Origin of the sequence: Noviherbaspirillum aerium (assembly GCF_008929045.1) — a bacterium.
GTDB lineage: Bacteria > Pseudomonadota > Gammaproteobacteria > Burkholderiales > Burkholderiaceae_D > Noviherbaspirillum > Noviherbaspirillum aerium.
On the sequence record NZ_VFAH01000001.1, the window covers coordinates 88,011 to 113,711 of the forward strand.

20 protein-coding genes are annotated in these 25,701 nt (G+C 63.6%); 11 read left to right on the plus strand and 9 right to left on the minus strand.

Annotation, left to right across the window (positions count from 1 at the left end; genetic code table 11):
• Positions 1-12: 12 nt before the first annotated feature.
• Positions 13-372, minus strand: a complete 360-nt coding sequence (locus tag FH061_RS00425; RefSeq protein ID WP_192804830.1) for a DUF1304 domain-containing protein — start codon at positions 370-372, stop codon at positions 13-15.
• 297 nt (positions 373-669) lie between these two features.
• Here FH061_RS00425 and FH061_RS00430 point away from each other — a divergent pair, with 297 nt between their 5' ends.
• Positions 670-3,597, plus strand: a complete 2,928-nt coding sequence (locus FH061_RS00430; RefSeq protein ID WP_151631885.1) for a GGDEF and EAL domain-containing protein — start codon at positions 670-672, stop codon at positions 3,595-3,597.
• 29 nt (positions 3,598-3,626) lie between these two features.
• Here FH061_RS00430 and FH061_RS00435 read toward each other — a convergent pair whose 3' ends face one another.
• Entirely contained in the window at positions 3,627-4,760 is a 1,134-nt protein-coding gene (locus FH061_RS00435) for a GNAT family N-acetyltransferase (RefSeq protein WP_192804831.1), read from the minus strand.
• 442 nt (positions 4,761-5,202) lie between these two features.
• Here FH061_RS00435 and FH061_RS30215 point away from each other — a divergent pair, with 442 nt between their 5' ends.
• From FH061_RS30215 to FH061_RS00450, 5 genes are all read left to right on the plus strand, one after another.
• Positions 5,203-6,828 (plus strand): HupA family protein, encoded by a 1,626-nt coding sequence (locus FH061_RS30215; protein ID WP_192804832.1) that lies wholly within the window; start codon positions 5,203-5,205, stop codon positions 6,826-6,828.
• Positions 6,829-7,049: 221 nt separating this feature from the next.
• Positions 7,050-7,481, plus strand: coding sequence for an Hpt domain-containing protein (locus tag FH061_RS30220; protein WP_192804833.1), 432 nt, complete (start codon positions 7,050-7,052; stop codon positions 7,479-7,481).
• 109 nt (positions 7,482-7,590) lie between these two features.
• The gene (locus tag FH061_RS00445) at positions 7,591-8,808 is read left to right on the plus strand and encodes an MFS transporter (RefSeq protein ID WP_151631889.1); all 1,218 of its coding nucleotides are present in this window, start codon (positions 7,591-7,593) and stop codon (positions 8,806-8,808) included.
• Between the two features lie 15 nt (positions 8,809-8,823).
• Positions 8,824-8,967 (plus strand): hypothetical protein, encoded by a 144-nt coding sequence (locus FH061_RS30225; protein WP_192804834.1) that lies wholly within the window; start codon positions 8,824-8,826, stop codon positions 8,965-8,967.
• Positions 8,958-10,166, plus strand: coding sequence for a pyridoxal phosphate-dependent aminotransferase (locus FH061_RS00450; protein ID WP_151631891.1), 1,209 nt, complete (start codon positions 8,958-8,960; stop codon positions 10,164-10,166). The genes FH061_RS30225 and FH061_RS00450 overlap by 10 nt, the downstream gene beginning before the upstream one ends.
• Before the next feature lie 15 nt (positions 10,167-10,181).
• Here the strand turns inward: FH061_RS00450 and FH061_RS00455 are convergent, their stop codons facing one another.
• A complete protein-coding gene (locus tag FH061_RS00455) occupies positions 10,182-10,931 on the minus strand; it encodes a phosphatase PAP2 family protein (RefSeq protein ID WP_151631893.1) in 750 nt (249 codons plus the stop codon).
• A gap of 406 nt (positions 10,932-11,337) precedes the next feature.
• On the opposite strand from FH061_RS00455, the gene FH061_RS00460 reads away from it, so the two are divergent.
• Positions 11,338-13,278, plus strand: coding sequence for a serpin family protein (locus FH061_RS00460; RefSeq protein ID WP_151631895.1), 1,941 nt, complete (start codon positions 11,338-11,340; stop codon positions 13,276-13,278).
• A gap of 67 nt (positions 13,279-13,345) precedes the next feature.
• Here FH061_RS00460 and FH061_RS00465 read toward each other — a convergent pair whose 3' ends face one another.
• Genes FH061_RS00465 through FH061_RS00475 form a run of 3 tightly spaced genes read right to left on the minus strand, consistent with a single transcriptional unit; the run spans position 13,346 to position 16,044 of the window.
• Complete coding sequence (locus FH061_RS00465) at positions 13,346-14,629, minus strand: sensor histidine kinase (protein WP_151631897.1); 1,284 nt, start codon at positions 14,627-14,629, stop codon at positions 13,346-13,348.
• Positions 14,619-15,302: a response regulator transcription factor gene (locus tag FH061_RS00470; protein ID WP_151631899.1), complete on the minus strand. Its 684-nt coding sequence runs from the start codon at positions 15,300-15,302 to the stop codon at positions 14,619-14,621. Before FH061_RS00470 ends, FH061_RS00465 begins: the two co-directional genes overlap by 11 nt.
• Before the next feature lie 40 nt (positions 15,303-15,342).
• Entirely contained in the window at positions 15,343-16,044 is a 702-nt protein-coding gene (locus FH061_RS00475; RefSeq protein WP_404822413.1) for an SDR family oxidoreductase, read from the minus strand.
• Between the two features lie 94 nt (positions 16,045-16,138).
• Between FH061_RS00475 and FH061_RS00480 the strand changes: the two genes are divergently transcribed.
• Positions 16,139-16,360, plus strand: a complete 222-nt coding sequence (locus tag FH061_RS00480) for a DUF3717 domain-containing protein (RefSeq protein ID WP_151631903.1) — start codon at positions 16,139-16,141, stop codon at positions 16,358-16,360.
• A 43-nt stretch (positions 16,361-16,403) separates the two neighbouring features.
• Here FH061_RS00480 and FH061_RS00485 read toward each other — a convergent pair whose 3' ends face one another.
• Both FH061_RS00485 and FH061_RS00490 read right to left on the minus strand, forming a co-directional pair.
• Positions 16,404-17,918 (minus strand): B12-binding domain-containing radical SAM protein, encoded by a 1,515-nt coding sequence (locus FH061_RS00485; RefSeq protein WP_151631905.1) that lies wholly within the window; start codon positions 17,916-17,918, stop codon positions 16,404-16,406.
• Positions 17,919-18,117: 199 nt separating this feature from the next.
• A complete protein-coding gene (locus FH061_RS00490; RefSeq protein WP_151631907.1) occupies positions 18,118-19,794 on the minus strand; it encodes a long-chain fatty acid--CoA ligase in 1,677 nt (558 codons plus the stop codon).
• A 169-nt stretch (positions 19,795-19,963) separates the two neighbouring features.
• On the opposite strand from FH061_RS00490, the gene gstA reads away from it, so the two are divergent.
• Both gstA and FH061_RS00500 read left to right on the plus strand, forming a co-directional pair.
• The gene (gene gstA, locus FH061_RS00495) at positions 19,964-20,578 is read left to right on the plus strand and encodes a glutathione transferase GstA (protein ID WP_151631909.1); all 615 of its coding nucleotides are present in this window, start codon (positions 19,964-19,966) and stop codon (positions 20,576-20,578) included.
• A 277-nt stretch (positions 20,579-20,855) separates the two neighbouring features.
• Positions 20,856-23,132, plus strand: coding sequence for a two-component system response regulator (locus FH061_RS00500; RefSeq protein ID WP_151631911.1), 2,277 nt, complete (start codon positions 20,856-20,858; stop codon positions 23,130-23,132).
• A 484-nt stretch (positions 23,133-23,616) separates the two neighbouring features.
• On the opposite strand, the gene cysE is transcribed toward FH061_RS00500, so the two are convergent.
• A complete protein-coding gene (gene cysE, locus FH061_RS00505; RefSeq protein ID WP_225984422.1) occupies positions 23,617-24,483 on the minus strand; it encodes a serine O-acetyltransferase in 867 nt (288 codons plus the stop codon).
• Between the two features lie 315 nt (positions 24,484-24,798).
• On the opposite strand from cysE, the gene FH061_RS00510 reads away from it, so the two are divergent.
• Complete coding sequence (locus FH061_RS00510; RefSeq protein WP_151631913.1) at positions 24,799-25,269, plus strand: metallophosphoesterase family protein; 471 nt, start codon at positions 24,799-24,801, stop codon at positions 25,267-25,269.
• Positions 25,270-25,701: the final 432 nt, after the last annotated feature.

Here is a 25,701-nt window from a genome sequence, read left to right on the forward strand (position 1 = left end):
CGCGGGTAGAAATCAGATGCCGGCGAACAGCGCGATCAGCGCCAGCACCGCCGGCACGGTCTGCACATACAGGATGCTTTTCTGCACCGTCGCCGCTCCCCAGATGCCGGCGACCGCCACGCACAGCAGGCCGAACACGGCGAAAGCATGGGCCACGGCCGGCTCGCCATGGAGCAGCGCAACCGCAAGCGCGGCGGCGAGAAAGCCGTTGTAGCAGCCCTGGTTCGACATCGCCGGCGCCATCGCATCGACCTGGGCATCACTGAGCCGGAACACCTTGCGTCCGCGGCTGCGGAACAGCACGGTTTCCAGAAGGAAGATGTAGACGTGAATAAGCAGTACAGCGCCAATGAGTATTCGTGCAAGCAGCATGCTGGTCTCCCGATATTGTTGTTTCCGCGCGTGCGCTGAAATACTAACAGCATTGCATGTCCGCTCCCTTCCGGCCGGGCAGCTGAACTTTTGCAGTGCATTCGGCTCTTCCTACCATGACTGCGCAATCCGCCTGCGCCGCATGATGCGCGAGGGCGGGCAATCAAACCAAGACAGCGCAGACCAACGAAGCGATGCGAACCGGAGCGCATCAGGCCGCTGCGGCTCCCGAGCCGCAGCGATTGGGGATAGCTTGCCGCACAGCACGCAGCGTGCACGGTGCCGGAGCAGGAGGACATGAGCAAGACCGACAATCCGGAATGGCCGGCTGGTACCGGAGAAATGCCAACATTGATCCGAGGTCATGACTGGGCCGCCACCACACTGGGCCATCTTTCGCAGTGGCCGCACTGCTTGCGCATCGCGGTCGACATCCTGCTGGCGCTGCCGATGCCGGCCATCCTGCTGTGGAGCGAAGAAGGCGTGATGCTCTACAACGATGCCTACGCAGAACTGGCCGGCGACCATCATCCATGGCTGCTCGGACGCAAGGTGGAAGAAGGCTCGACCGTCCATACCGATTTCCACACTACTGTGCTCAAGACGGTATTGAGCGGCCGTTCGCCGGTGTACCACGATCAGGAATTCCTGGTCAGGCGCAATGGCAGGGCGCAGCCGGCATGGCTCAATCTTGAATTCTCGCCTGTGCCGGGCCAGAACGACGAGCCGGGGGGCGCGCTTGCCATCGTCACCGACACCACCCCGCGCGTCATGATGGAACAAGCCTTGCGCAGCAGCGAGGCCAAGCTGTCGGCGATCTTCGCGCGCGCCAAGGTCGGCCTGTCGGAGCTGTCGCTGGAAGGCAGCTTCCTGCGGGTCAATGACGAACTGTGCCACATGCTCGGCTATTCCCGCGATGAACTATTGTCGAGGGGCGTGCCCGACGTTACCCATCCGGAAGACATTGCGAAAAGCATCCTTGCCCTGACATCGCTGCTTGAAACCGGAGAGGCCGCATCGCTGGACAAGCGTTACGTGCGCAGCGACGGCGACCTGGTGTTTGCCCGCAGCAGCATTTCACGCCTTGATGACGAAGCCGGGAGGCCCAGTTCGCTGCTGGCTGTCACTGTCGATCTCACCGCCCGCAAGCTGGCCGAGCAGGCGCTGGCCGACAGCGAGGCGCGTTTCCGTGCGCTGGCGGAAACATCGCCCGCCCTGATCTGGCACCTCGATCCCGAAGGCCACGTGCGCTATGCGAACTCGCGCACCAGCGAGCTGACCGGCGTGCCGATGGAACACCTGCTGGGGATTGGCTGGCAAAGCTTCCTGCACCCCGAGGACGGCCCGGGCTACGTTGCGGCGCTGGCGCAGGCACAGCGGGAACGCAGATCGCTGCAGTACCGTTTCCGCGCGCTCGGCAGGGAGGAGCAGTGGCATTGGCTGGCCACCCATGCCTCACCCTGGTTCCAGGAGAACGGCGACTATGCGGGACACGTCGGCATCTCGCTCGACATCACCGAAACCGTGCTGGCGGAAGAGGAACTGAGCATCAGCAACGAGCGCCTGAAGCTGGCCATCGAAGGTTCGGGAGACGGTATCTGGGATTGGGACATCCCCAGCGGCAAGATGCTGTATTCCCCCCGGTTCAAGGAAATCCTGGGACTGTGCGGGGACGATGCGCTGGACGAGTACGGCGACTGGAAACAGCGGGTGCATCCCGAGGACCTGGGCTCCACCCTGGCCGCGCTCAGGTCCTGCCTTGCCGGCCGCTCGACCTCTTTCCAGAGCGAATACAGGATGCGCTGCAGGAATGGCGACTGGAAATGGGTCATGAAGCGCGCCGTGGTGGTGGCTCGCGATGCCCATGGTCAACCGCTGCGCATGACCGGCACCGTCTCCGACATCTCCGAAAAGCGGCGCTCCGAGGAAATCATCTGGCGCCATGCCAATTTCGACACGCTCACCACCCTGCCCAACCGCCGCCTGTTCCGCGACCGCCTCGACCATGCCGTGAAGAAGTCGCGCCGCAGCGGCGAGCCGCTGGCATTGCTGTTCATCGACCTTGACCGTTTCAAGGAAGCCAACGATCTGCTCGGCCATGACGTCGGCGACCAGTTGCTGACCGAAGCGGCCAAGCGCATCAGTGCCTGCGTGCGCGCCTCCGATACCGTGGCCAGGCTGGGCGGCGACGAGTTCACCGCCATCCTTACCGAACTCGACGATCTGATGCATGTGGAATGGATCGCGCAGAAAATGATCGATGCCCTGGCCTCGCCGTTCCGCCTTGCCAACGAAGTGGTCTACCTGTCCGCCAGCATCGGCATCACCCTGTTTCCCACCGATGCCGACACGCCGGAAAACCTGATCCGCAATGCCGACCAGGCGATGTATGCGGCAAAAAGCAACGGCCGCAACCAGTTCAGCTACTTCACGCGTTCCATGCAGCAGGAAGCGCATACCCGCCTGCGGCTGATAGGCGACCTGCGCAATGCGCTGTCGGGCAACCAGCTGCGCGTCTTCTATCAGCCGGTGATCGATCTGCGCACCGGCGCCATCACCAAGGCCGAAGCGCTGCTGCGCTGGCAGCATCCCAAGCTCGGCATGATCGATCCGCCGCGCTTCATTCCCTTCGCCGAGGAGTCCGGTCTCATCAACGAGATCGGCGAGTGGGTGTTCCAGGAAGCGGCGCGCTGCTCGAGCCGTTTCGGCAGCCGCCTCGGCAAGCCCTTCCAGATCAGCGTCAACAAGTCGCCGGTGCAGTTCATGTCGCGCTCGGAGCGGGTGGACTGGCCGAATTACCTGAAGAGCCTGGGACTTCCCGGCAGCAGCATTTCGGTGGAAATCACCGAAGGCCTGCTACTCAATGCGTCCGCGCGCGTGGCCGAGCGGCTGCTGCAATACCGCGACGCCGGAATCCAGGTGGCGATCGACGATTTCGGCACCGGCTATTCATCGATGGCTTACCTGCGCAGGTTCGACATCGATTACCTGAAGATCGATCAATCCTTCGTGCGCGACATGGCCAGCGATCCGGGCGACCGCGCGATCGTGCGCTCCATCATCGCGATGGCGCATGAGCTCGGCCTGCAGGTGATCGCCGAAGGCATCGAGACGCCAGAACAGAAGACTTCCCTGATCGAGGCCGGCTGCGACTACGGCCAGGGCTTCCTGTTTTCCCGCGCGGTGCCGCCGGATGAACTGGAGCGCGCCCTGGTAGGCGCATAGACAGCATGGACAGCATAGGCAGCGGTGATTCACCCGGCTTTCTGATGCGATCCCGCCCCATGTTCGCCCGCGCGGGAAAATTGCAGCATGCCGCGCACGGCCCGGGCGCCCTGCGCGGCGGCGCGCAGGCTTGCTCCCAGCAGATCGGGCTGGTGCAGGTGATCCAGCAGCCAGTCGTGATTGCGGAACCGTAACGCGCGCCAGGCGTTGGCCGCCGCCAGCCGGCCGTGAAGCGCGAAACGGGTACGGTCGCGATACAGGGCGATATGCTGCAGCTTGCGCTGCCTGCCGAGAAGACGGACCTTGTACGGATAGCGGCCCCAGAGGAAATGATATTCCTCGCCGCCGCGGGCAATGCATTCGCAGATGGCAAGGTAGCAGCAGAGCGTGCCGAGGCCATAGTCGTTGAAGGCGCAGTCGTGGGCAATGACCTGCAGGAAGTAATGGTCGCCGATCTGCAGTTGAATGGCGCCGGCGCAGACCCGCCCGTCGATGCGCACCTGGGTGAGCAGGCCGTAGCGCCTTGTCATGTCGAGCATGCGCGTAACCTCGGCATCGTCGATGTAGGAAGCGCGGTGCCGTCCTTGCATCCTCGCATGATTGAGCGCGACGATCCTGCGCACCTGGTCTTCACTGATGTTCTCTCTCTCGATCACTTCATGCCGCATGTCGGGATAGTCGCGGCGCAGCTTGTTCATATAGCGGCAGAGATAGCTGCGGGTCGACTTGCCCAGGCTGGCGCGATAAGCCTCGACCGATTCCGGCAGCGGCAGCACGATATCTTCGGCGCAGTCGAAATGCTGAGCGGGAAAAGGCAGCCGCGGCCTTTCCGCGTGCACCGCGTGCAACTCGATCACGTCAATATCCTCCTGCGTGGAGAAGACATGCTGCGCGAAGCGGCCCACTTCCTGCGCGGCCAGGCCGATCTGCTCGTTGAGCACGCGCGCGACATGCCCCTCCCGCCGCCACAGCAGCGCGGCGAGCATGTCGCCCTTCGCGCTGCGCGCGACATAGGCATGAACGCCGCGCCGCAGATCGCAATAATGCCGATGATGCGCCAGCGTTGCGAACGGATTGTGATACAGGTTCTCGAGTTCGCGTTCCAGTTCATCGGGGAAGTTGTTCTCGAAGTCGGAAATGGTGATGAGGCTGCCAGAATTCATATGCGCAAGACGTGACAAAACCCGGTGCAAACCGTAAGGACCGCGGTCGAAGACATGCGATAGCATGCTTCATCATGCTGCGCGTGCGCCGGCTTTTCCAGTGCCAGAGATGGCGGGCTTGTGAGGCCTCAAATGGCAGCGCTAAGTCCCGGTTTTCACTGGCGAAAGTGTGGTACAGCCCTTCATCTTCCCGCGTCGTGTTTCAATCTTGTCGCATCTTCCGACACCAGCCCGCGGCCTTTGCGCATTGTGTCTTGCTCGCAAAGCGATCTTGCACGGCAATGCTTAACGCTGATCAAGGCTGCGGTACTTAAAGCACGGCAAGATGGCACGATGCATGAAGCCATCATTTCCGCACTGCATGTGGAAGCGACGCATGCAAGACATGGCAGCCAGGCCAGTTCCAGGGCATCAGCCTTGCCGGTGGCAGCCTGAGCCAATAATGATTTTCAATGAACAAGCCATCATCACCGGCGCCGTCACGGCACCGCCATACTGGGAGAAAATGATGAAAACATTCCGCCTTAACTTGAAACCCCTCTGCGTGGCGCTGCTTGCCGCCGGCTTCCTGTCCGCCTGCGGCGGCGGTGGAGGCGGCGACGGCACCGCACCATCCTCCGGCACGACCACACCGGGCGGTACGACTCCCGGCGGCACGACACCCGGCGGTACGACGCCCGGCGGCACCACGCCCGGCGGTACGACGCCCGGCACGACACCAGACACCACCACACCAGGAGGCACCACTCCGGGCACGACCACCCCATCCGGCACACCGGCCCCGGTTCCTGCGACCGCCTCCATGGTCATGTCCTGCCCGGGCGGCGCGAGCGTGCAGTGCAGCGGCGATACCATCATCCGCACCGAAAACGGCGTTGCGCTGACCAGCTCCGGCGTACAGGCTTACGGCCGCTCCACCAGCGACCTGGCCAATCCGATCGTCGTCAGGACCGGAGCATCCGGCTTTGAACCGGCGTCCGGCGGCGTCGCCGAAATCCGCATCACCAAGGATGCCGACGCGCGGCCGTCCGCACCGATCGTCATCCTGCGCAACCTCGGCCTGACCTGGGACAACAAGGTCGACCGTCCGCCCATCGTCGAGACCTTCAATACCACCCAGGGACGCACCATCCTGGCGGCGGACGGCACGGTCTCCTCCGCGGCGCTGCCGGGCCCGACCGACCTCGGCTATTACAACTTCGCAACGCTCGGCCCGGCCGCCACCCAGCTCAACTATGCGAACAACCGGTACTTCCCGCGCGCCGATCCTTCCCGCTGCGCGGCTGACGTCGTTCCCTGCCCGACCGCGGAAACGGCAGGCACGCGCCTGTCGCCGGGCGAGTGGAGAACAGGCAATGCCGCCTGGCCGGACAACCTCTATGCGAGCCGCCTGCATGAAGACGGCGACATCCACGCCGGCAACGCCACTCCCGGTTCGACGCCGGCATGGCTGGAAGGCGGAAACGGCATCGGCATCCCCTTCCCGGGCTCCAAGGGTTATCGCGGCTTCGACAACTGGAACCTGCGCTACACCAATCTCGGCGCATGGGTGACCCAGGACACCGTGGTGATCGAGGAATGGGCGCGGGCCGGCGACGAGCACAACAAGAACCGCCGCGGCGTCGTCACTTACGGCGCGGTCACCGATCCGGCCACCGTACCGGCCACCGGCACGGCCACGTATACCGGCTTCTCCTACGGCTGGTATTCGCCCAACCGCGCTGCGGACCCCTCGGTGTTCCGTGGCACGGCAACAATCACCGTCAACTTCGCCACGCGCCAGGTCACGGTCGCGGTGCAGAACACCAACACCAACGAAGAACCCAGCGCGGTGGTGCCGGTTGCCTTCAGCACGACAGCCAGCATGGGCGCGGCCAATACCAATGTCGCCAATTACCTGACCGGCGCCGTCACCGCCGGCAACCTCAGCGGCGGCCTCGGCGGCCGTTACTTCGGGCCGGTCACCGGCGGCGCGCCGGCGGAAATGGGCGGCACCTTCCAGATGAACAATGCCGCGACCGGCCAGATGGTGGTGGGCGGATTCATGGCGGTGCGCCGGGTGCAATAAGGCAAGTCAACAAGTTAATAATAACGAGCCGACCATGCTGCGCGCCGCAAGGCGCTGCAGCGGCATGCGGCAACTCGACCGCGGCAGCGCAAGCTGTCGCGGTTTTTTTTGCTCCGCCGCGCGCAGCCGCGCATGCCGAATCCCGCAATCGATCCCCGGCTGACGTGTATGATTGGACGGTCCCGTTCGCCCTCCCCGTCATCGTGTCCGCTTCGCCAACAATGCCGTCGACCATCCCGTCCCCGCCCGCCTTCGACCCGACCCAGCTGCTGCTGCTGATGCAAGACGGCCAGCAGCAGAAGGCCCTCGTCTTCGACTTGCTCGACACCGTGCTGAAGAACGGCAGCGCGCCGCTCGATGCCGCGCTGCAGTCATGGCGTCAAGGCAATGCCGACCATGCGGCGCGGCAACTGCACACGGTGCGCGGCACGCTCGGCACTTTCGGCCTGCGGCGTTTCGCGGCGGCTTCGCTGGCGGCCGAACAGGCATTGCGTGCTCGGCAAGCCGGACAGCCCGAACCCGGGAACACGACGGACGCCGACCCTTCCGGGGACGGCATCGACAGCCTGTTCGATGCCGCCGCGCAGGCATTGCGGGACGGCCTCGCCGACATGCGGACATGGCTGGCCGCGCAGCGTTTTTCCCTTTCTTGAGCCCGTTTCCCTGCTGACGGCGGGGTCAACAGGCCCGGTCAAACCGGCAGGCCACATGCTTTTCGGCTTTGCGCTACACTCGATTTCCCCCTTGTGCCGAGATTCCGCCATGCTGACTGCCACCCGCCCTCCGCAACTGAAAACCGTCCTGATCGCCAGCGGACTTGTCCTTACGCTCGCCATGGGCGTGCGGCACGGCTACGGTTTCTGGCTGCAGCCGATCTCCCAGGCCTATGGCTGGACACGCGAAACCTTCTCGCTGGCGCTGGCCTTGCAGAACCTGATGTGGGGCGTGTTCGCTCCCTTCGCCGGCATGGCGGCCGACCGCATCGGCACCGCCCGGGTGGTGCTGGCGGGCGCCGCCTTCTACGTGGGCGGCCTGCTGTGGATGGCCCTGGTCTCGCAGCCGGCCGCCTTCGTCATCGGCTCCGGCGTGCTGGGCGGCGCGGCGCTGGCCTGTACCGCATTCGGCGCGGTCAGCGGCATCATCGGCCGCACCGCTCCGGAAGCGCGGCGCTCCTGGGCCTTCGGCATTTCCTCCGCGGCCAGCTCCTTCGGCCAGTTCGTGATGATGCCGGTCGAGCAGCAGCTGATCGCCCAGGCCGGCTGGCAGAACGCCTTCTACATCCTTGCCGCGATGGTGGCGCTGGTGATGGTGCCGATGGCCTTCTTCCTGCGTGAAGTGCCGGCGGAAAAATCGGCCGGCAGCGAGCAGAGCATCATGGAAGCCACCCGCGAAGCCTTCGCCTACCGGCCCTTCCTGCTGCTGGTGGCGGGTTACTTCGTCTGCGGCTTCCAGGTGGTGTTCATCGGCGTGCACATGCCCTCCTACCTGAAGGACAAGGGCATCATGGACCCGAACGTCGCCGTGATGGCGCTGGCGCTGATCGGCCTGTTCAACATCTTCGGTTCCTACTATGCCGGCAAGCTCGGCGGCAAGCTGCCCAAGCGCTACCTGCTGTCCTCCATCTACTTCACCCGCGCGATCGTGATTTCGCTGTTCCTGCTGGCGCCGCTGACGCCGCTCTCGGTGTATGTGTTCGCCTGCGCGATGGGCCTGCTGTGGCTGTCCACCGTGCCGCTGACCAACGGCGTGATCGCCGGCATCTTCGGCGTCAAGTACCTGTCGATGCTGTCGGGTTTCGTCTTCCTGTCGCACCAGGTCGGCAGCTTCCTCGGCGTCTGGCTCGGCGGCTACCTGTTCACGCTCGAAGGCAACTACAACACCGTATGGGGCATCACCATCGCGCTCGGCGTGTTCGCCGCGCTGGTGAACCTGCCGATCAATGAAAAAGCCATCGTGCGGCAGCAGCCGGCACTGGCCTGACCTCCGGAGCCTGTCATGAACACCAGTGCCTTGCGTTCCCGCCTGCTCCGCCTGCTGTTCGGCGTGGTGCTGGCGGCGGTGCTGGCGCTGGCCTTCATCGGTTACCTGCGCCCCTCCTTCGTCTTCGATCTCGCCAACCGCATCATCCTATGCTTCTGAATTCGCCTGCATCACCTTCCGCACGCGACGTCGTGCAAAGCCTGGGCGCGTCGCGCATCCGTGAAGTCGCCAATGCCGGCATCGGCATGGAAGGCGTGCTGCCGTTCTGGTTCGGCGAGCCCGACCAGGAAACGCCGGCCTTCATCCGCGACGCCGCCAAGCAGGCGCTCGATGCGGGCGACACTTTCTATACCCACAACTTCGGCATTGCGCCGCTGCGCGAAGCGATTGCGAACTATGTCTCCGCGCTGCACGGTCAGCTCGACGTGAACCGCGTGGCGGTCACCTCTTCCGGCGTATCCGCGCTGATGCTGCTGTCGCAGCTGATCATCAATCCCGGCGACCGCGTCGTCGCCGTCACGCCGCTGTGGCCCAACCTGGTTGAAATCCCGAAGATCCTTGGCGCCGACGTGGTCAAGGTGCCGCTGCGCTTCGGCCAGACCTGGGAGCTGGATGTGCAGCAGCTGCTCGACGCGCTCACGCCCGGCACCCGCGCCGTGCTGCTGAACTCGCCCAACAATCCCACCGGCTGGGTGATCGCGAAAGAGCAGCAGGAAACCATCCTCGCCCATTGCCGGCGGCACGGCATCTGGATTCTTGCCGACGACGTCTATGAGCGGCTGGTGTACGACGATCCTTCCGGCATTCCCGGAACAGCCGGCAAGCCGGCCTGCGCGCCGTCCTTCCTCGACCTCGCCCATCCGGAAGACCGCATCGTCTCGGCCAACAGCTTTTCCAAGTCATGGCTGATGACCGGCTGGCGCCTCGGCTGGGTGGTCGCGCCGGAACCGATGATGGCCGACCTCGGCAAGCTGATTGAATACAACACCTCGTGCGCACCGGGCTTCGCGCAGCGCGCCGGCATCGTCGCCGTCGAACGCGGCGACGAGATCATTGCGCACACCGTCGAGCGCTACCGCGCGGCGCGCGACTTCCTGCATGCGCGGCTCAATGCCATGCCCGGCATCACCGCGCCGAAATCCAAGGGTGCGATGTACCTGTTCTTCCGCGTCGACGGCGCCGGCGCCGCCGACACCCTGGCGCTGTGCAAGCGGCTGGTTGTCGAGGCTCGGCTCGGCCTTGCGCCCGGCAGCGCCTTCGGTCCCGAAGGCGAAGGCTATATCCGCTGGTGCTTCGCCAGTTCGCTCGAACGCCTGGAAGACGGCGCGCAGCGCCTCGAACGGTTCCTGACGCGCTGAGACGCGTCGGCCTCTTCACGCCGCTGCCGCATCCCGGCTGCCCGGCAACGGCGGCTGCATCACCGCCGCAAGCGATACCGGCGGGAAGAAATGATACTGCAGCGCCATCGCCGTCCACACCAGCCAGGCTGACCAGATGTTGTGCGACATGAAATGCGCGCCGCGCATCATCTGCGACCATCCCATCAGCATTCCCATTGCCCATCCGGCGGCCAGCGCCATGCGCGCCCGGCCCGTATGCCTGTCGCGCCATGCGAAGTAAAACGCCATCAGGCTGAAGCCGCCCGAGGCATGTCCGCCCGGGAAGCAGTGTCCCGGCGCGATGCCGGCGGGCGGCCGTTCAAACAAGTGATGGAAAGGCGCATAGCCTCCGTACTCCGCGACATCCCAGGGACAATGCATGGCGCTGCCCGTCTTGAGCATCGACACCAGCGTCGTGCTCAGGGCCATCGCGGCGAGTATCCACAGCAGGCGCCGCCGTTCACGCCCCCACTGCGGCAGTATGAAACCGAGCAGCACCGCGCCGCCCACACCGGCTGCCACCATGACCACCGCCAGCTTGAGGCCGAAATGCATCAGGTTCTGCAGCAGCGCGCTGTCGCGCAAAGGAAAGCCATGCGCGTGCGCGTCGTAGAACGGCGCGATCAGCGCCTGGTCGAGCGTGGTGAATTCAAACAGTGCCGCAATGAACGGCGCAAGCAGCAGCGGCAGCAGGATGCGCCAGTACCGGTGCCAGGCGGCGGTCGCGAAGGGAGGAGGAAGCATCCGCGGATCCCGGAAGTGAAGACATGCGCAGTATAAGCAGGCGCTGTGATGCCGGACTGGGCTTTGTGTGATGGATTTGTGAATCGGGGCGCTTGCTCGCGGTTCAGCCGGCTGCAGGTGCTTCTTGATCTCGCCCGGATCTGCATGTCTTTCCCGGACGGATCGCAGCCGTACATGGAACCGCGCGCCCCGGCTTGACACTCATGCTTGCATTGCTTGATTGAAACGCTGTCGCCGGCGGCGACGCTTCGAACAAGCCGGCGGGCCCATACCGGCGTACATGGGCAAAGCATCGCTGAGATGAGCTCAGCGTAACCAATCCAGACCCTTTCGGGCCTGGAAATGCGCCACCTTCACGATAGAACGCGAGCCACAACCTTATCGATCATCTTTCAGGAGAACACCAATGACTGCCATTTCCAGCCGGCCTGTATCGCCTTCGCCCATCATGCCGGCAGCAACGACATCTACGCATGCCGGTGCTGCCGACACGGTCATGGACCAGGCCATCAAAATTTTCAAAGAAGTTTATCTGCAAGAGGGCGGGTCAAAACATGTCGCCAAAGAGAAAGAGAAAGCGGAAGCGTTTTTATGCACACAGGGCATTTCCCGGTCCTCCTCGGAATTTCAAACATTCTCGAAGAGCGTTCAGGACATAACGCACAACCATGTCCTTGAGTTGGCAAAGAAAATGATTGACGACCCTGTTCCACCCGGAACCACGGCCGAACAACGCGTGCACAAAGCAACGTGCCTGTTATTACAACATTCCATAAGCAAGGGACATCCGATTGCTGTGGCGTTTTATGATTATGCTGACAGTCAGGGAAAGACAACTCCTTATCTCAATGAGGCGCTCAAGCCCGATCGAAGCCCCGAGCCGGGGCGAAACGCCATAATGGCGCATATTGGCCGCAATCCAACAGTCAATTCCTCCAAAACGGAGCGGCGCAGCACAGAAGCACCTCATGTGCCGTCGCTTCCGCCGCCGACGATGAAATTCGGAAATCAATGGTCTGCCAACATAACAGTCAATTCCTCCAAAACGGAGCGGCCCAGCACAGAAGCACCTCATGTGCCGTCGCTTCCGCCGCCGAAGATGAAATTCGGAAGCAAATGGTCTGCCAACATGCCTGATCCAGCCAGGACGCTGTCGCCGGAAATTCCCGCCGCATGGAACCTGACGCTGGCAATGATGGGCAAAGTCGATTTGCCGAGAGGCAGTAATCACGCCTTCATGCCCGGCAGCATCCTGCAGCAAGCGGTTTATCTCGCCATGCTTTCCGCTGGTGAAGGCAGAGCGGAGCTGTTTCGCCTGCTCGGTTTGAAAAACGGCGACATCAATGCGCAGCTGGATCTGATTGCAAGGAATACGGCCTTGAGCGTTGATGACTTGAGCCATATTTTCGGCACCGGCAGTTCATTATGGATTCACGACACGGATGCCGGGAATGCAAAGTCGACGCTTCCGCTATTCAAGTGCCAGGACCAGATGCGTGAACTCGGCCTGCACATGGATGTGGCGGACCTTCGGAAGAGTCCCGAGGTCGTCAACCAATGGGCGAACGAAAAAACGGGCGGAAAAATTTCCACCCTGCTCGATGCAAGCGAACTGAGTAACGCAGATTTTGCCCTGACTTCCTTCAATCAATTCAAGGCCAAATGGAAAACGGCTTTCGAGCCCGCTACCGAGCCGTTGATGTTCACGAACTCCCTCGGCAAAGTGAAAGCAGTCGATGGAATGCAGCATCAACGCATCAGTATCCCGGCGTTCGAAGGACCGAATTTTCAATGTTTTGCCCTGCCCTATGACGCCGGCGGCCTTGATGTCAGGGCGGCTGTTTTTCTTCCGCATAAAGGCACGCCGGTTGATGAACTCTATCGGCAGCTGTCATCGGGAACGGATGGAGGCGCATCGAATTCATTGCCTGCCCACCTGGCACAGCTGGGGCGTATCCAGGAAACGTCCTGCCGGGTTACGATGCCGGCATTCCTGTCGGAGTCGCAGACCGACGTCCGGAATACTTTGTGCAACTTGGAAGCCGATGCCCTGTTCAATCCCAGGAAAACGAACTTCAGCCCCATTTTCGGCGAAGGGAACAGACCCCATGTGGAACTGGCGGTCATGAAGGACAAGACCGCCATCAAATTCGACCGGGAAGGCACCGAGGCCGTCAGTGCGGCAGCGAGCGTAGGCAGCGCGCGCAGTTCAATACCCGTGCTTAAGGTTGACCGACCCTTCATGGTGGTGATCTATACCGCCTTTGGCGCTGACGACATTAAGGACAAACTCTTCCCATGGCCGCTCGCAGTCACCATGGTGAACGATCCCGGCTCATCGAAGTAAGCGCCTGGAAAACGACAGTCCTGGACGGTTCCGGCCAGCTGCCTTCGGCAAGGTTTCGGCACATCCCTCAGGCATGACTTGCCGCGGCGTGCGCGACGCTTCGAGCATCGAAGCGCACCGCGACGCAGGTGCCTTGACGGGCACCGGGTTCGATCCGGCATTCCCACCCATGCGCATCGCACACGCGCCTGACGATGGACAGGCCGATGCCCATCCCGCCCGGCACGTCGCTGGCGCGGTAGTGGCGCTCGAATACCTGCGTGGCATGTTCGGCCGGTATGCCGACGCCGGTATCGGCAATCGTCAGTGCGCAGTCGCGATAGCCGATACGGATGTGGCCAGCGGGCGTGTAACGGACGGCGTTGCCGATCAGGTTGTCGAGCAGCAGCTGCAGCAGGGCGCTGTCGGCGGCGACCGTCACGGTATCCGGAATATCGATCTCCAGACCCACGCCGGCGCTGTCGCAGGCTGAACGGAAATGGGCCGCGCTGGTTTCCACCTGGCGCTTGAGCTCCAGCGGGCGCCGCTCGTCCAGCGCGAGCTCGCGCCCGAGGAACAGCAGGCCGCGCAGCCGGGCTTCCATCGCATCGACGGCGGCAACGATGCGCTCGGCGCGCTCGCGGCTTCGTCCAGACAGGCTGGCATCCTCGCCCAGCAGTTCGGCGCTGGTACGGATGCGGGTGAGCGGCGTGCGCAATTCATGGCTGACATTGGCGGTGAATTCCCGCTCCCGCAGCAGCAGTTCGCGGTTGCGGCTGCGATAGGCATCCAGGGCGCCGGCCAGCAGTCCCACCTCCCGGTCCAGTTCCGGATCGCTGAACGGCGCGGCATCATCGCGCTGCACGGCCAGTGTGATACGGTCGAGCTGGCTCAGCAGCCGGCCCGACAGCCAGTAGCCGAGCCAGAGCGAAATGGCGCTCAGCGCCAGCAGGCCGATGGCAAGATTCCACTGCAAGGCTTCCAGCCGCGCCTCATGCTCGCTGACGTCGTACATCAGGTAGACGCGTTCGGCGCCGAGGTCGCGGATGCCGACGTGGTATTCGATGTCGCGGTCGAACCATTCATGATTGCCGGCCGGACGCTGCGCATAGTCCGCCGGCAGCGGCGCCGGGGCCTTGCCGGCCGGGGTGCGGAACAGGCGCATGCGCATCGACGACAGGCCCACTTCCGGCTCGCCCTTGCCGGTCGAGTCGCGCAGGTAATTGTCGAGCGCGGCGTTGACCACTTCGTCGATCATGTCTTCTTCCTGCTCGTCGGCGCCGACGAACAGCGCGATCGCCTGGATCGTCACGGCGAAGCTGCACAGCAGCGCGAAACTCCAGGCAAGCCGCCAGCGCAGGCTACGCTTCATCGGGGTTCACCATCCGGTAGCCGCGGCCATGCACGGTTTCGATCATGTTTCTTCCTTCCGGCAGCGCCAGTTCGCGCCGCAGCTGCGACAGATGGCTGCGCAGCGTGTCGCTGCTGGCCTGTGCCTGCCCCCATACCGCCTGTTCGAGTTCCTCGCGCGAATACAGGCGCCCGGGCTGCTGCATCAGCGTCACCATCAGCTTCATGATCTTCGGCGGCAGCTTCATCGGCCGGCCCTGCCAGGTAGCGGTGCCGCTGAAGGGGTCGTAGCACAGCTCGCCGACGCGCAGGGCATTCTCGACCACCCGGCCCTGGTTGCGCTTGACCAGGGCCAGGACGCGCGCCTCGACTTCCTTGAGCGCAAAAGGCTTGACCAGGTAATCGTCGGCCCCGGCGGAAAAGCCGGCCAGCTTGTCGTCGAGCGTATCGCGCGCCGTCAGCATCAGGATCGGCACCGCCGAGCGCGCATCGCGGCGCAGGCGCTGCGCCAGCGTCAGGCCGTCGATGCCCGGCAGGCCGATATCGAGGATCACCACGTCGAACTGCTGCGTGGCCAGCAGATGCAGCGCGGTCAGGCCATTGGGCGCGGCATCGACCTCATGGCTGCGGGCGGACAGGAAGTCGTACAGGTTGCCGGCAATGTCGGCATCGTCTTCGACGATCAGGATACGCATGGAAGGCTGTTCCGTTCTCTGCTGTCGCGGCCAGGGGAATTCACACCGAGCGCGTGATGCCGCCGTCGACGCGCAGGTTCTGGCCGGTGATATAGCCGGCGTCGGACGACAGCAGGAAGGCCACCGTCTTGGCGATCTCTTGCTTCGTCGCCTGGCGGCCCATCGGTATCTGCGCGATCGTGGCTTCGTTCTGCGCGATCGAATCGACGTAGCCGGGCAGCACATTGTTGATGCGGATGTTCGACTTCGCCACGTCGTCGGCGTAGATCTTGGTGAAGCTGGCCAAGGCGGCACGCAGCGTGGCCGAGATGGGAAAGCGCGCCGACGGCTCGAAGGCGGCGAAGGTGGAAATGTTGACGATGGCGCCGCCGCCCTGGGCCTGCATGACCGGCGTCACCAGGCGCGCCATGCGCACCACGTTGAGCAGCAGCAGGTCGAGCCCGGCATGCCAGTCGTCGTCGCCGAGTTCCAGCAGCGGACCCTTCTTCGGATGGCCGGTGTTGTTGACCACCATGTCGATGCGGCCATGCCTTTCCATTGCCAGCGCCACCAGCTTCTGCAGGTCTTGCGCATTGTCGCTGGAACCCTGCAGCGCGATGCCGTTCAACTGCGCGGCCAGCGCATGGATGTCTTCCGAGCGCGACATCAGCACCAGGCGGCAGCCCCGTGCCGCCAGCTCGTGCGCGCAGGCCGCGCCCATGCCGCGCGATGCCGCCGTCACGACGGCTACCTTGTCCTTCATGTCACTCATCTGTCTTTCCTTTCGCAATGGTTCGCAGCGACCGGAGCGCTTTCGGCCCCGCCAGCCGCGCTGTTCTATGTTCTACAATACGCGCATGGACATCACACTTCCCGAACTGGAACAGGCGATCAATTACTGGCGCGCATTGCGTCCTTCGACCGGCGAGGAACGCGCGCTGTCGCCGGAGGTCGACCTGCTTGCCACCGTCTACGCACTCATGATCTTCCACCGCTCGCGTTCCCTTCCGCTCGACAATCTCGATGCGCCGACGCGCCAGCTCGTGGAAAACTGGCGCGCGCAGCAGCAGCAAGGCTGATCCCGGCGCTGCCGCACTATTACGTCATCACGTCATCGCGGCGTCACGCCGCGAGATGCCGCGCCTGCCGCTGCGGCGCCGCATCCGCCTTCCCCGTCTTCTCCGCCTTATCGGATTTATCGGCCTTGGGCCTGGCCTTGTGCGCCTGCCCGGCATAGTCGCTGTCGACCAGCGCGTCGGCCGCGTTGCCATCCATGCCGCGGCTGCGCAGCCATTGCGCCACCAGCGAGGCCAGCTTGTCGAGCGCGATGCGGTGCGTCGCATCGGTATGCGCATACAGCCAGTCGGACAGCGCCATGAAGCTGGCGAACGGCGCATCGCCCAGGATCGCCGGCAGCGTATTGGCGAAGCGTCCCGAATTCGCCACCAGGTCCCAGTAGCGGGCGAAGCGCACCAGCCGCTGCATGGTGGCGAAGTCGATGCGGTCGGTGGCGAGGATGGTGTACGGCGGATAGGGATCGAACACCAGACCGAAGGCTTCCGTATGCCGGATGATGGGCGTGCCGCGCAGCCGCTTGAGGATGCCGAACTGGATCTCGTGCGGCGCCAGCGCCACCAGCCGGTCGAAGCCTTCGGCGAAGCTGTCGATGTCTTCGCCCGGCAGGCCGGCGATCAGGTCCACGTGAAGATGCGCATGGGAATGCTCGCGCAGCCAGCGGATGTTCTCGGCCGACTTGTCGTTGTTCTGCTTGCGGCTGATGGTGGCCTGCACTTCCGGATTGAAACTCTGGATGCCGATCTCGAACTGCAGCGTCCCCGGCGGGAATTGCTGGATTGCCTCCTTCAATGCATCCGGCAGGTGGTCGGGCACCACTTCGAAATGGGCGAACACCGGATCATCGGGATGGGCCGCCAGCTTGTCGAGGAAGAACCGCATGATCCGCAGGCTGGACTTGATGTTGAGGTTGAAAGTGCGGTCGACGAACTTGAACAGCCGCGAGCCGCGCGCATGCAGGCTTTCCAGCTCGGCAAGAAACTTGTCGAGATCGAAGGGCCAGGCGGTCTTGTCGAGCGAGGACAGGCAGAATTCGCACTTGAACGGGCAGCCGCGCGAGGCCTCGACATACAGCGTGCGGTGGGCCACATCCTGGTCGGTGTAATGGCCGTAGGGCAAGGCGATGTCGTCGAGCGGCGGCTGCACGCCGGCATGGATCTTCATCAGCGGCTTGGGGCCGTTGAGAATCTGCCGGCACAATTGCGGGAAGCTGACGTCGCCCCAGCCGGTGATCAGGTAATCGGCCAGCTGCACGATGCGCTGTTCCTGCGGCTCGTACGACACTTCCGGGCCGCCGAGCACGATGACGACTTCCGGCGCGACGCGCTTGAGCAGCGCCACCACCCGGGTGGTTTCCTCGACATTCCAGATATAGACGCCGAAGCCGATGATGCGCGGCCCGTGCGCCAGCAGGCGCTCGACCACGTCGGTGGTCTTGGCGCCGATCACGAATTCCTGCAGCCGGGTGATGTCCCGCAGCTCGCCCATGTTGGCAAGCAGGTAACGCAGTCCCAGCGAGGCATGGGTGTAGCGGGCGTTGAGGGTGGACAGCAGGATGGTCATTTGGGAAACAGCGGGATGGGGAGCCGCTATTTTACGCCTGACGGGACGGGAGAGAGGGCCAGCGGGGGGCGGGCAAACGTGCAAGACCCCTGTGGCTCCCTCCCCGTGGAAGGGAGGCAACTACCGGGGTCTTGCCGAATTGCGATGAAGATCAGCTTCGAGGGATAGTGCGGATCAACACCGACACCGACACCGACACTTATACCTTCGCCGCTTCCTGCGCCGCCATCTCCTTCTCCTGCAGGCTGCGCCACATCACCTTGCCGGTCGCCGACTTCGGCAGCGCATCGACGAACTCCACGATCTTCGGCACCTTGTAGGCGGCCATCTTTTCCTGCGCCCACTGGATGATGTCTTCCGCAGCCGCGTCGGCGCCGGGCCGCCTGACGATCACCGCCTTGACGGTTTCGCCGCGGTAGGGATCGCGCGCGGCGATGATGCAGCATTCCTGCACCGCCGGGTGCTGGTACATCATCGACTCCACTTCCGCCGGCCACACCTTGAAGCCGCTGGCATTGATCATGCGCTTGAGGCGGTCGGTGAAGAAGTAGAAGCCCTCCTCGTCCATGTAGCCGAGATCGCCGGAACGGAAGAAGCGCTTGCCGTCGAGTTCGGCGAAGGCTTCCGCGGTCTTTTTCGGATCATTCCAGTAGCCCTGGAACACCTGCGGGCCATGGATCCAGATCTCGCCGTTCTCGCCCTGCGGCACTTCCTTGAGCGTGACCGGATCGACGATGCGCGCATCGACGTTCAGGTAGGGCACGCCGAGGCATTGCTGCTTCATCCGGTTGGGCGGATTGACATGCGAGGCGGCCATGGTCTCGGACAGGCCGTAGCCTTCCATGTAGGTCTGGCCGGTCAGCTGCAGCAGCTTCTGCGCGATCGCCGCCGGCATCGCCGCGCCGCCGCCGGAGACGCGCTGCAGCTTGGAGATGTCGTATTCGCCCAGGCGCGGATTGGACAGGAAGTCGATCATCATGGTCGGTATCAGCGTCCAGGTCGTCACCTTGTAGCGGGTGATCAGCTGGCCGGCCGCATCGCGGTCCCAGCGCGGCAGCACCACGATGGTGCCGCCGGTGTAGATCATCGCATTCATCACCGACTGCATGCCGGTGACATGGAAGAAGGGCAGCACCGCCAGCGTCACATGGTCGGGCGCCATCGGGCCGGACCAGGTCGGGCTGGCGACGGCGTTGAACATCACCGAGCGATGGGTGTGCACGCAGCCCTTGGGCTTGCCGGTGGTGCCGGAGGTATAGGGCATGCAGGCGCGGTCGTCGGGACCGGCCTGGTGCGGGCCGGGTGCATGGCCGGCGGCCAGCGCTTCCTTCCACGGCGTCACGCCCGGCATGGCCGGCACCGCATAGGGCGCGCGGACGAAATCGGGCACGTTGAGTTCCGTCGGCGCGATCAGGTAATCGGAATAGGCTGCGGCAACCACCTGCGTCAGGCAGGTCTTGCCGATCAGCGGCGCGATGCGCGAAAAGATTTCCTGCGAGACCAGCGCCACCTTGGCGCCGCTGTCCTCGACATAATGTTCGAGCTCGTCGGTCATGAGCATCGGATTGACCGGCACCACCATCGCATCGGCGCGCATGACCGCGTAATAGGCAATGATGAACTGCGGGCTGTTCTGCATGTCCAGCAATACGCGGTCGCCGCGCTGCACGCCGCAGGCCTGCTGCAGGTAGCCGGCCAGCGCCAGCACCTGTTCATGGACCTGCGCGTAGGTCAGCACGGTGTCGTAGAAGATGATGGCCGGCTTGTTCGGATAGCGCAGGGCCGATACCTGCAGGTTGGCATAGACGCTGGTGTCGGGCGTGGTGATGGCGCGCGGCATGCCTGCCGGCCAGTGGGCGTAGTGAAGCGTGTTCATTGTCTCCGTCCGTTTTTTTAATGTGACGACTGATTATAAGGGGATGTCGATTGCGGCGCGCAACAGCAGGATTCTGCACTCTCAACTACCATTGGGAATGTCAACCGCTTCACAATTTGATGCCGGTTAAGCCGGTGATTCCATCAGGCGCAATACCAAGGAGGATTCCATGAAACTGTATTTTTCGCCGGGCGCATGCTCGCTGTCGCCGCATATCGTGCTGCATGAACTCGGGTTGGAGTTCGAGCGGGAAAAGGTCAATCTTGCAGAGAAGAAAACCGCGAGCGGCAATGATTATCGCGCGGTCAATCCCAAGGGCTATGTGCCCGCGTTGCAGCTCGACAATGGCGATGTGCTGACCGAAGGCCCCGCCATCGTGCAATACCTTGCCGATCAGCACCCCGGCAAGCAACTGGTCCCGCCCGCTGGAACGATCGAGCGCTACCACCTGATCGAATGGCTCAATTTCATTTCGACCGAAGTGCACAAGTCCTTCTCGCCGCTGTTCAAGCCGGGCACGCCCGACGAAACCAAAAAGACAGCGCTGGACACGCTGGCGACGCGGCTGGAATTCGTCAACCAGAAACTGCAGGGCAAGGATTACCTGAACGGCAGCCAGTTCAGCGTGGCCGACGCCTATCTTTTCACGGTGCTGCGCTGGGCGGAACCGATGAAGATCGACCTTGGCCGCTGGCCGGCGGTGCAAGCGTATTTCGAACGGGTCGGCGCGCGGCCGGCGGTTCATGCGGCGCTGCTGGCTGAAGGATTGATGAAGCAGGCTTGACGAGGCGGCCCTGACGAGCGCGCCGCAGGCAAGAGCCTGTTGCAGTTGCGCCGGGGCCTGAACTCGGGAAGCAGTGCCGCGTCTAATTTTGCATCGATTGCAACACCGACGGGCTTGCCGCCCGCCGGATGCGGTCTGCGCCGGCCCGCTCGATGCGCGCCGGCATTGACCTTGCCCACCGACTCTCTGACATGCCGCCCATGAACCCGCACCGCACAAACGCATCTTGCCTTCGCTTTGGTTGCATGCCGGCGGGACCGGCTGCGAGGATCCGCGCATGACCGGCCCGACCGGCTCATCGGACTCAAGACACATCATCCTGATGGCCGGCGCCGACCGGTCCGATATGGCAGCGCTCAGGCAGGCGCTTGAAGGCCGGGGGCATCAGGTGCTTCTTGCGCCGGATGGCGAACAGACCCTGCGGCAGGCGCGGTTCGCCCGCCCCGATCTGGTGCTGCTCGATGCCTCGCTTGCGGGGCCAGGCGGAGCGGCGGTCTGCCGCCTGTTGCGGCAGGACCAGGAATTGCGCGATATTCCCGTGCTGCTGATCATCGATCCGGCCGGCATGGATGGCTTGGACGCCTTCGAAGCCGGCGCCGCCGATCAACTGCCCAGGCCGCTGGTGCTCGGCGAGGCGCTGGCCCGCATCGACACCCATCTGTCCCTGCGCGCCGCGCGCCGCCGGCTCGCCGAACTGGAAGCCTCGCTGCAGCATGAGAGCGCATTGCGCCGGCAGATCGAATCCTATCTGCAGCATGCCTATGAGATGCTGGAGGAACGGGTCACTCAGCGCACCGAGCAGCTTGCGCATGCGAATGCCTTGCTGACGGCGGAAATCGGCGAACGCACCCGCGCGGAGGAAAGCCTGAGGCGCAGCGAGGTGCGCATGCGCCGCCTGGTGGAAGCCAACATCATCGGCATCTATTTCTGGGCCGCCGATGGCCGGGTGGTCGAAGCCAACGATGCCTTCCTGCGGCTGCTGGGCTATACCCAGGAAGACGTGAAGCAGCGCCGCGTGCGATGGGACACGCTGACGCCGCCGGAGTACAGGGATATCAGCGAGCGCGCATGGGAGGAGTTGCGCACCAGCGGCAGCTTCGCCCCGTACGAGAAGGAATATCTGCGCAAGGACGGCAGCCGCGTGCCCATCCTGGTCGGCGGCACGGTCATCAGCAAGCGCCAGCAGAGCGGGGTCGCCTTCGTGCTCGACCTCACCGAGCGCAAGCTGGCCGAGGAACGCATCCGCTACATGGCCGACCACGATGCCCTGACCGGCCTGCCCAACCGGGTGCTGCTGCAGGACCGGCTGCAGCAGGCGGTAGCCCATGCGGCGCGCACGCACACGCTGGTCGCATTGATGTTCATCGACCTCGACTATTTCAAGCACATCAACGATTCGCTCGGCCACCAGGTAGGCGACTGCCTGCTGCAGGATGTCGCCAGGCGCCTGCTGCACTGCGTGCGCGAAGGCGACAGCGTGGCGCGGCTGGGTGGCGACGAGTTCGTGCTGGCGCTGCCGCTGGTGGGCGGCGGCCATGACGTGGCCATCGTCGCGCAGAAGGTGCTGGATGCGCTCGATGCGCCGTTCCACTGCGGCGATCATGAGCTGCATGTGTCAGGCAGCATCGGCATCAGCATGTACCCCGATGACGGCAAGGATGTCGAAACCCTGATGCGCACCGCCGACACCGCGATGTATTACGCGAAGGAGAAGGGGCGCGGCAATTTCCAGTTCTTCACCCAGAGCCTGAACCGCGCCGCGCAACGGCGGCATCAGCTGACGATCGCGCTGCGCCATGCGCTCAACCGCAATGAATTCGTGCTCTATTACCAACCGCAGGTCGATCTCGACAGCGGCGCCATCTTTGCCGCCGAGGCGCTGCTGCGCTGGAAGCGCGAAGGCGAAGCGCCGGTGGGCTGCAACGAGTTCATCGCGATTGCCGAGGAGACCGGCCTCATCCTGCCGATCGGCGAATGGGTATTGCGCGAAGCCTGCAAGCAGTTGCGGCGGTGGCATGAACACGGCTTCGGCGGCTTGTACATGGCGGTCAACCTGTCGCCGCGCCAGTTCTTCCAGCCAAATTTCGAACAGATGGTGCGCGAGGCGCTGGAAGACGCGGATGTGCCGCCCAACCGGCTCGACCTGGAGATTACCGAAGGCATCCTGATGCAGCGTACCGAAGACAATGTGGCCACGTTGAAGGTCCTGTCCGACATGGGCATCAAGCTCTCCATCGACGACTTCGGCACCGGTTATTCCAGCCTTGCCTATCTTCAGCGCTTTCCGGTCGATGCGCTGAAGATCGACCGTTCCTTCGTCAGCGGCATCGGGCAGGATTCGAATGATACGGCGCTGGTGGCGGCGATCATTTCGATGGCCAACAGCCTGCGGCTGAAGGTGCTGGCCGAGGGCGTCGAGACGAATGAGCAGCGCTGCTTCCTGCAGAGTCACGGATGCCCTGCGGGGCAGGGGTTTTACTATAGCGGGCCGGTGTCGGCGGAGGAGTTTACGGAGATGCTGCTGCGGCAGAGCCGGCGGATGATTGATGCTTGAGTGTGATGGGGTGGTAGTGCAGGCCTCCGTGCCTGCACAAAGACCGTGTGTCCCAAGATATCCTGGGTGTTGCGCTCTCCGTGGAGACCTGCTTTGCCGGGTCTGGCCCCGGCGGGCCACCTACTTTTTTGCATCGCCAAAAAAGTAGGCAAAAAAGGCGACACCCCTATCGCCGCCCCTGCGGGGTTCCCAAAAGAGCGCAGCGCCAAGCGGGAAGCGCGGAAACTCGCCTGCGGCTCAGACATCCGCGCTTCTTTATCCGCTTGGCGCTGCGCTCTTTTGGCGTCGGCGGAGGGGAAAATTCAACAGCCTCTATGCATTGACTGGGCCGGTCTCAAACATGCACCCCTCTCCCGCGGGCGGGAGAGGGGTCGGGGATGAGGGGGCTCGCCAATACCTGATGCGTCACCAGCATCCAGAAAACCACGAATTTCCAATTCAACCAGCACCGGCTCCTTGCTTGCACCACCATTGGCCCCGCCTCTCAGATCCTCTGGTCCATCTCCACCGACGGACAGCTGTCATCGTTATGCTGGCGCACCACCCTTGCCGGCACGCCGGCCACGGTCGTATGCGGCGGCACCGGCTGCAGCACCACGCTGCCGGCGGCGACCTTGCTCATCGTGCCGATGTCGATGTTGCCGAGGATTTTCGCGCCGGCGCCGATCATCACGCCGCTGCGGATCTTGGGATGGCGGTCGCCGTGTTCCTTGCCGGTGCCGCCGAGCGTTACGTTCTGCAGCAGCGAGACATTGTCTTCGATCAGCGTGGTTTCGCCGATCACGATGCCGGTGCCGTGGTCGAACATGACGCCGGTGCCGATGCGCGCCGCCGGATGGATGTCGACCGCGAAGACGAGCGATGCCTGGTTCGACAGCGCATGCGCCAGTTCCGTGCGGCCGTCGAGCCACAAGGCATGGGCGATGCGGTAGGTCTGCAAGGCCTGGAAGCCCTTGAAGTTGAGCAGCACATGCAGTTCGTCGCCGCCGGCAGGATCGCGTTCCCGCACGGCGCGCAGGTCGGCCGCGACTTTTTCGGCGAAGGCATCATCGGCCACGCTGGTGAACAGTTCCCGCAAGGCGTGTTCATCCAGATCCTCGCTGGCCAGCCTGCGCGCCAGCACCGCCGAGATGCCGGCGCCGAGATTGTCGTTGGCGAGCACCAGCGAACGCAGACGGGCGCCGAGCAGGGGTTCGCGCTGCGCCAGCGATTCGGCGGCGCTGCGGATGTCCGCCCAGACCGGGGTGCGCCTGTCGGGCGCGAGTGGAATGCCGGCGCCGATCCGTATCGGACGTCCGGCAAGTCGCAGTCCTGACGACCTCTGCATTGGCTGGCTTGGCGGCTTGTTCATGACGAATATCCTTTTGGAGCGTTTTCGCGGCAACTGCCGTAAAAACAACATGGCCGCAGCTTGTGCAACACTGCGGCCATGGGAAACTGGAAAAACAGGGTAGTCCGACGCACCCGTTAGCTGACATCCCGAAGCCGCGAGCGGCGACAACAGGAAAGAACCGGACACAGCAGGGAAACGAGTTGGAGGTTCATGCGTCAAAAACAGAAAAGACATATCGATATGCGATAGTGACGCGTTCATTAGAGCACAATTTTATTTCCCGCGTGCGGGCCGCGACGGCCTGCTCCGCCTACTTTCCTGGTGATCATTCATATGGAGAAATACCGCATCGGACTGATTTCCGATACCCATGGCCTGCTGCGTCCGGAAGCCCGCTTTGCCCTTTCCGGCGTCAGCAGCATCATTCATGCCGGCGACATCTGCAACGCCGCCGTGCTGGAACAGCTGGAAGAAATCGCCCCGGTCGTCGCCGTGCGCGGCAACAACGACCGCGGCGAATGGGCGCAGCGGCTGCCGGAAAAGGAAGTGCTGGATGTCGGCGGCGTGAAGGTATGCGTGGTGCACGACCTGCAGGATCTCGATGTCGATCCCGCCAGCGAAGGCATCAAGGTCGTCATTTCCGGGCACTCGCACCGCCCTGTCGTGAAGAAGGAACGCGGCGTGCTTTTCATCAACCCCGGCAGCGCCGGCCCGCGCCGCTTCCGCCTGCCGATCTCGGTGGCATTCCTGGAGATCAGGGATGGCGTGCCGAAGGCGGAACTGGAAATGCTGGAGGTGGATTAGGTACGTGGCTTGGTGCGGGGAAGTGCGAGGGACTACATTACCTGAATCGACAAATCTACCGTTCTTGGATGGTGAAAGCTTCGGTAAGCATGCCGGCGCAGGGGAGCAAGCCTGAGACCGACCCAGTTGATGCATAGAGGCTGTTGAATTTCCCCTCTACCGACGCCAAAAGAGCGGGCGGCAAAGCGGATAAGGAAGCGCGGATGTCTGAGCCGCAGGCGAGTTTCCGCGCTTCCCGCTTTGCCGCCCGCTCTTTTGGGAACCCCGCAGGGGCGGCGATAGGGGTGTCGCCTTTTTTGCCTACTTTTTTGGCGAAGCAAAAAAGTAGGTGGCCCGCCGGGGCCAGACCCGGCAAAGCAGCCCCTCACGGAGAGCGCAACACCCAAGATATCTTCGGACATACGTCCTTTGTGCAGGCACGGAGGCCTGCAC

Coding starts and splice junctions, on each gene's coding strand:
- FH061_RS00445 (WP_151631889.1), top strand. CDS start 7,591: ATGCTGACTGCCACCCGCCCTCCGCAACTGAAAACCGTCCTGATCGCC.
- FH061_RS30225 (WP_192804834.1), top strand. CDS start 8,824: ATGAACACCAGTGCCTTGCGTTCCCGCCTGCTCCGCCTGCTGTTCGGC.
- FH061_RS00455 (WP_151631893.1), bottom strand. CDS start 10,931: ATGCTTCCTCCTCCCTTCGCGACCGCCGCCTGGCACCGGTACTGGCGC.
- FH061_RS00425 (WP_192804830.1), bottom strand. CDS start 372: ATGCTGCTTGCACGAATACTCATTGGCGCTGTACTGCTTATTCACGTC.
- FH061_RS30220 (WP_192804833.1), top strand. CDS start 7,050: ATGCCGTCGACCATCCCGTCCCCGCCCGCCTTCGACCCGACCCAGCTG.
- FH061_RS00485 (WP_151631905.1), bottom strand. CDS start 17,918: ATGACCATCCTGCTGTCCACCCTCAACGCCCGCTACACCCATGCCTCG.
- FH061_RS00475 (WP_404822413.1), bottom strand. CDS start 16,044: ATGAAGGACAAGGTAGCCGTCGTGACGGCGGCATCGCGCGGCATGGGC.
- FH061_RS00465 (WP_151631897.1), bottom strand. CDS start 14,629: ATGAAGCGTAGCCTGCGCTGGCGGCTTGCCTGGAGTTTCGCGCTGCTG.
- FH061_RS00460 (WP_151631895.1), top strand. CDS start 11,338: ATGACTGCCATTTCCAGCCGGCCTGTATCGCCTTCGCCCATCATGCCG.
- FH061_RS30215 (WP_192804832.1), top strand. CDS start 5,203: ATGATTTTCAATGAACAAGCCATCATCACCGGCGCCGTCACGGCACCG.
- FH061_RS00470 (WP_151631899.1), bottom strand. CDS start 15,302: ATGCGTATCCTGATCGTCGAAGACGATGCCGACATTGCCGGCAACCTG.
- FH061_RS00450 (WP_151631891.1), top strand. CDS start 8,958: ATGCTTCTGAATTCGCCTGCATCACCTTCCGCACGCGACGTCGTGCAA.
- FH061_RS00480 (WP_151631903.1), top strand. CDS start 16,139: ATGGACATCACACTTCCCGAACTGGAACAGGCGATCAATTACTGGCGC.
- cysE (WP_225984422.1), bottom strand. CDS start 24,483: ATGAACAAGCCGCCAAGCCAGCCAATGCAGAGGTCGTCAGGACTGCGA.
- gstA (WP_151631909.1), top strand. CDS start 19,964: ATGAAACTGTATTTTTCGCCGGGCGCATGCTCGCTGTCGCCGCATATC.
- FH061_RS00435 (WP_192804831.1), bottom strand. CDS start 4,760: ATGAATTCTGGCAGCCTCATCACCATTTCCGACTTCGAGAACAACTTC.
- FH061_RS00500 (WP_151631911.1), top strand. CDS start 20,856: ATGACCGGCCCGACCGGCTCATCGGACTCAAGACACATCATCCTGATG.
- FH061_RS00430 (WP_151631885.1), top strand. CDS start 670: ATGAGCAAGACCGACAATCCGGAATGGCCGGCTGGTACCGGAGAAATG.
- FH061_RS00510 (WP_151631913.1), top strand. CDS start 24,799: ATGGAGAAATACCGCATCGGACTGATTTCCGATACCCATGGCCTGCTG.
- FH061_RS00490 (WP_151631907.1), bottom strand. CDS start 19,794: ATGAACACGCTTCACTACGCCCACTGGCCGGCAGGCATGCCGCGCGCC.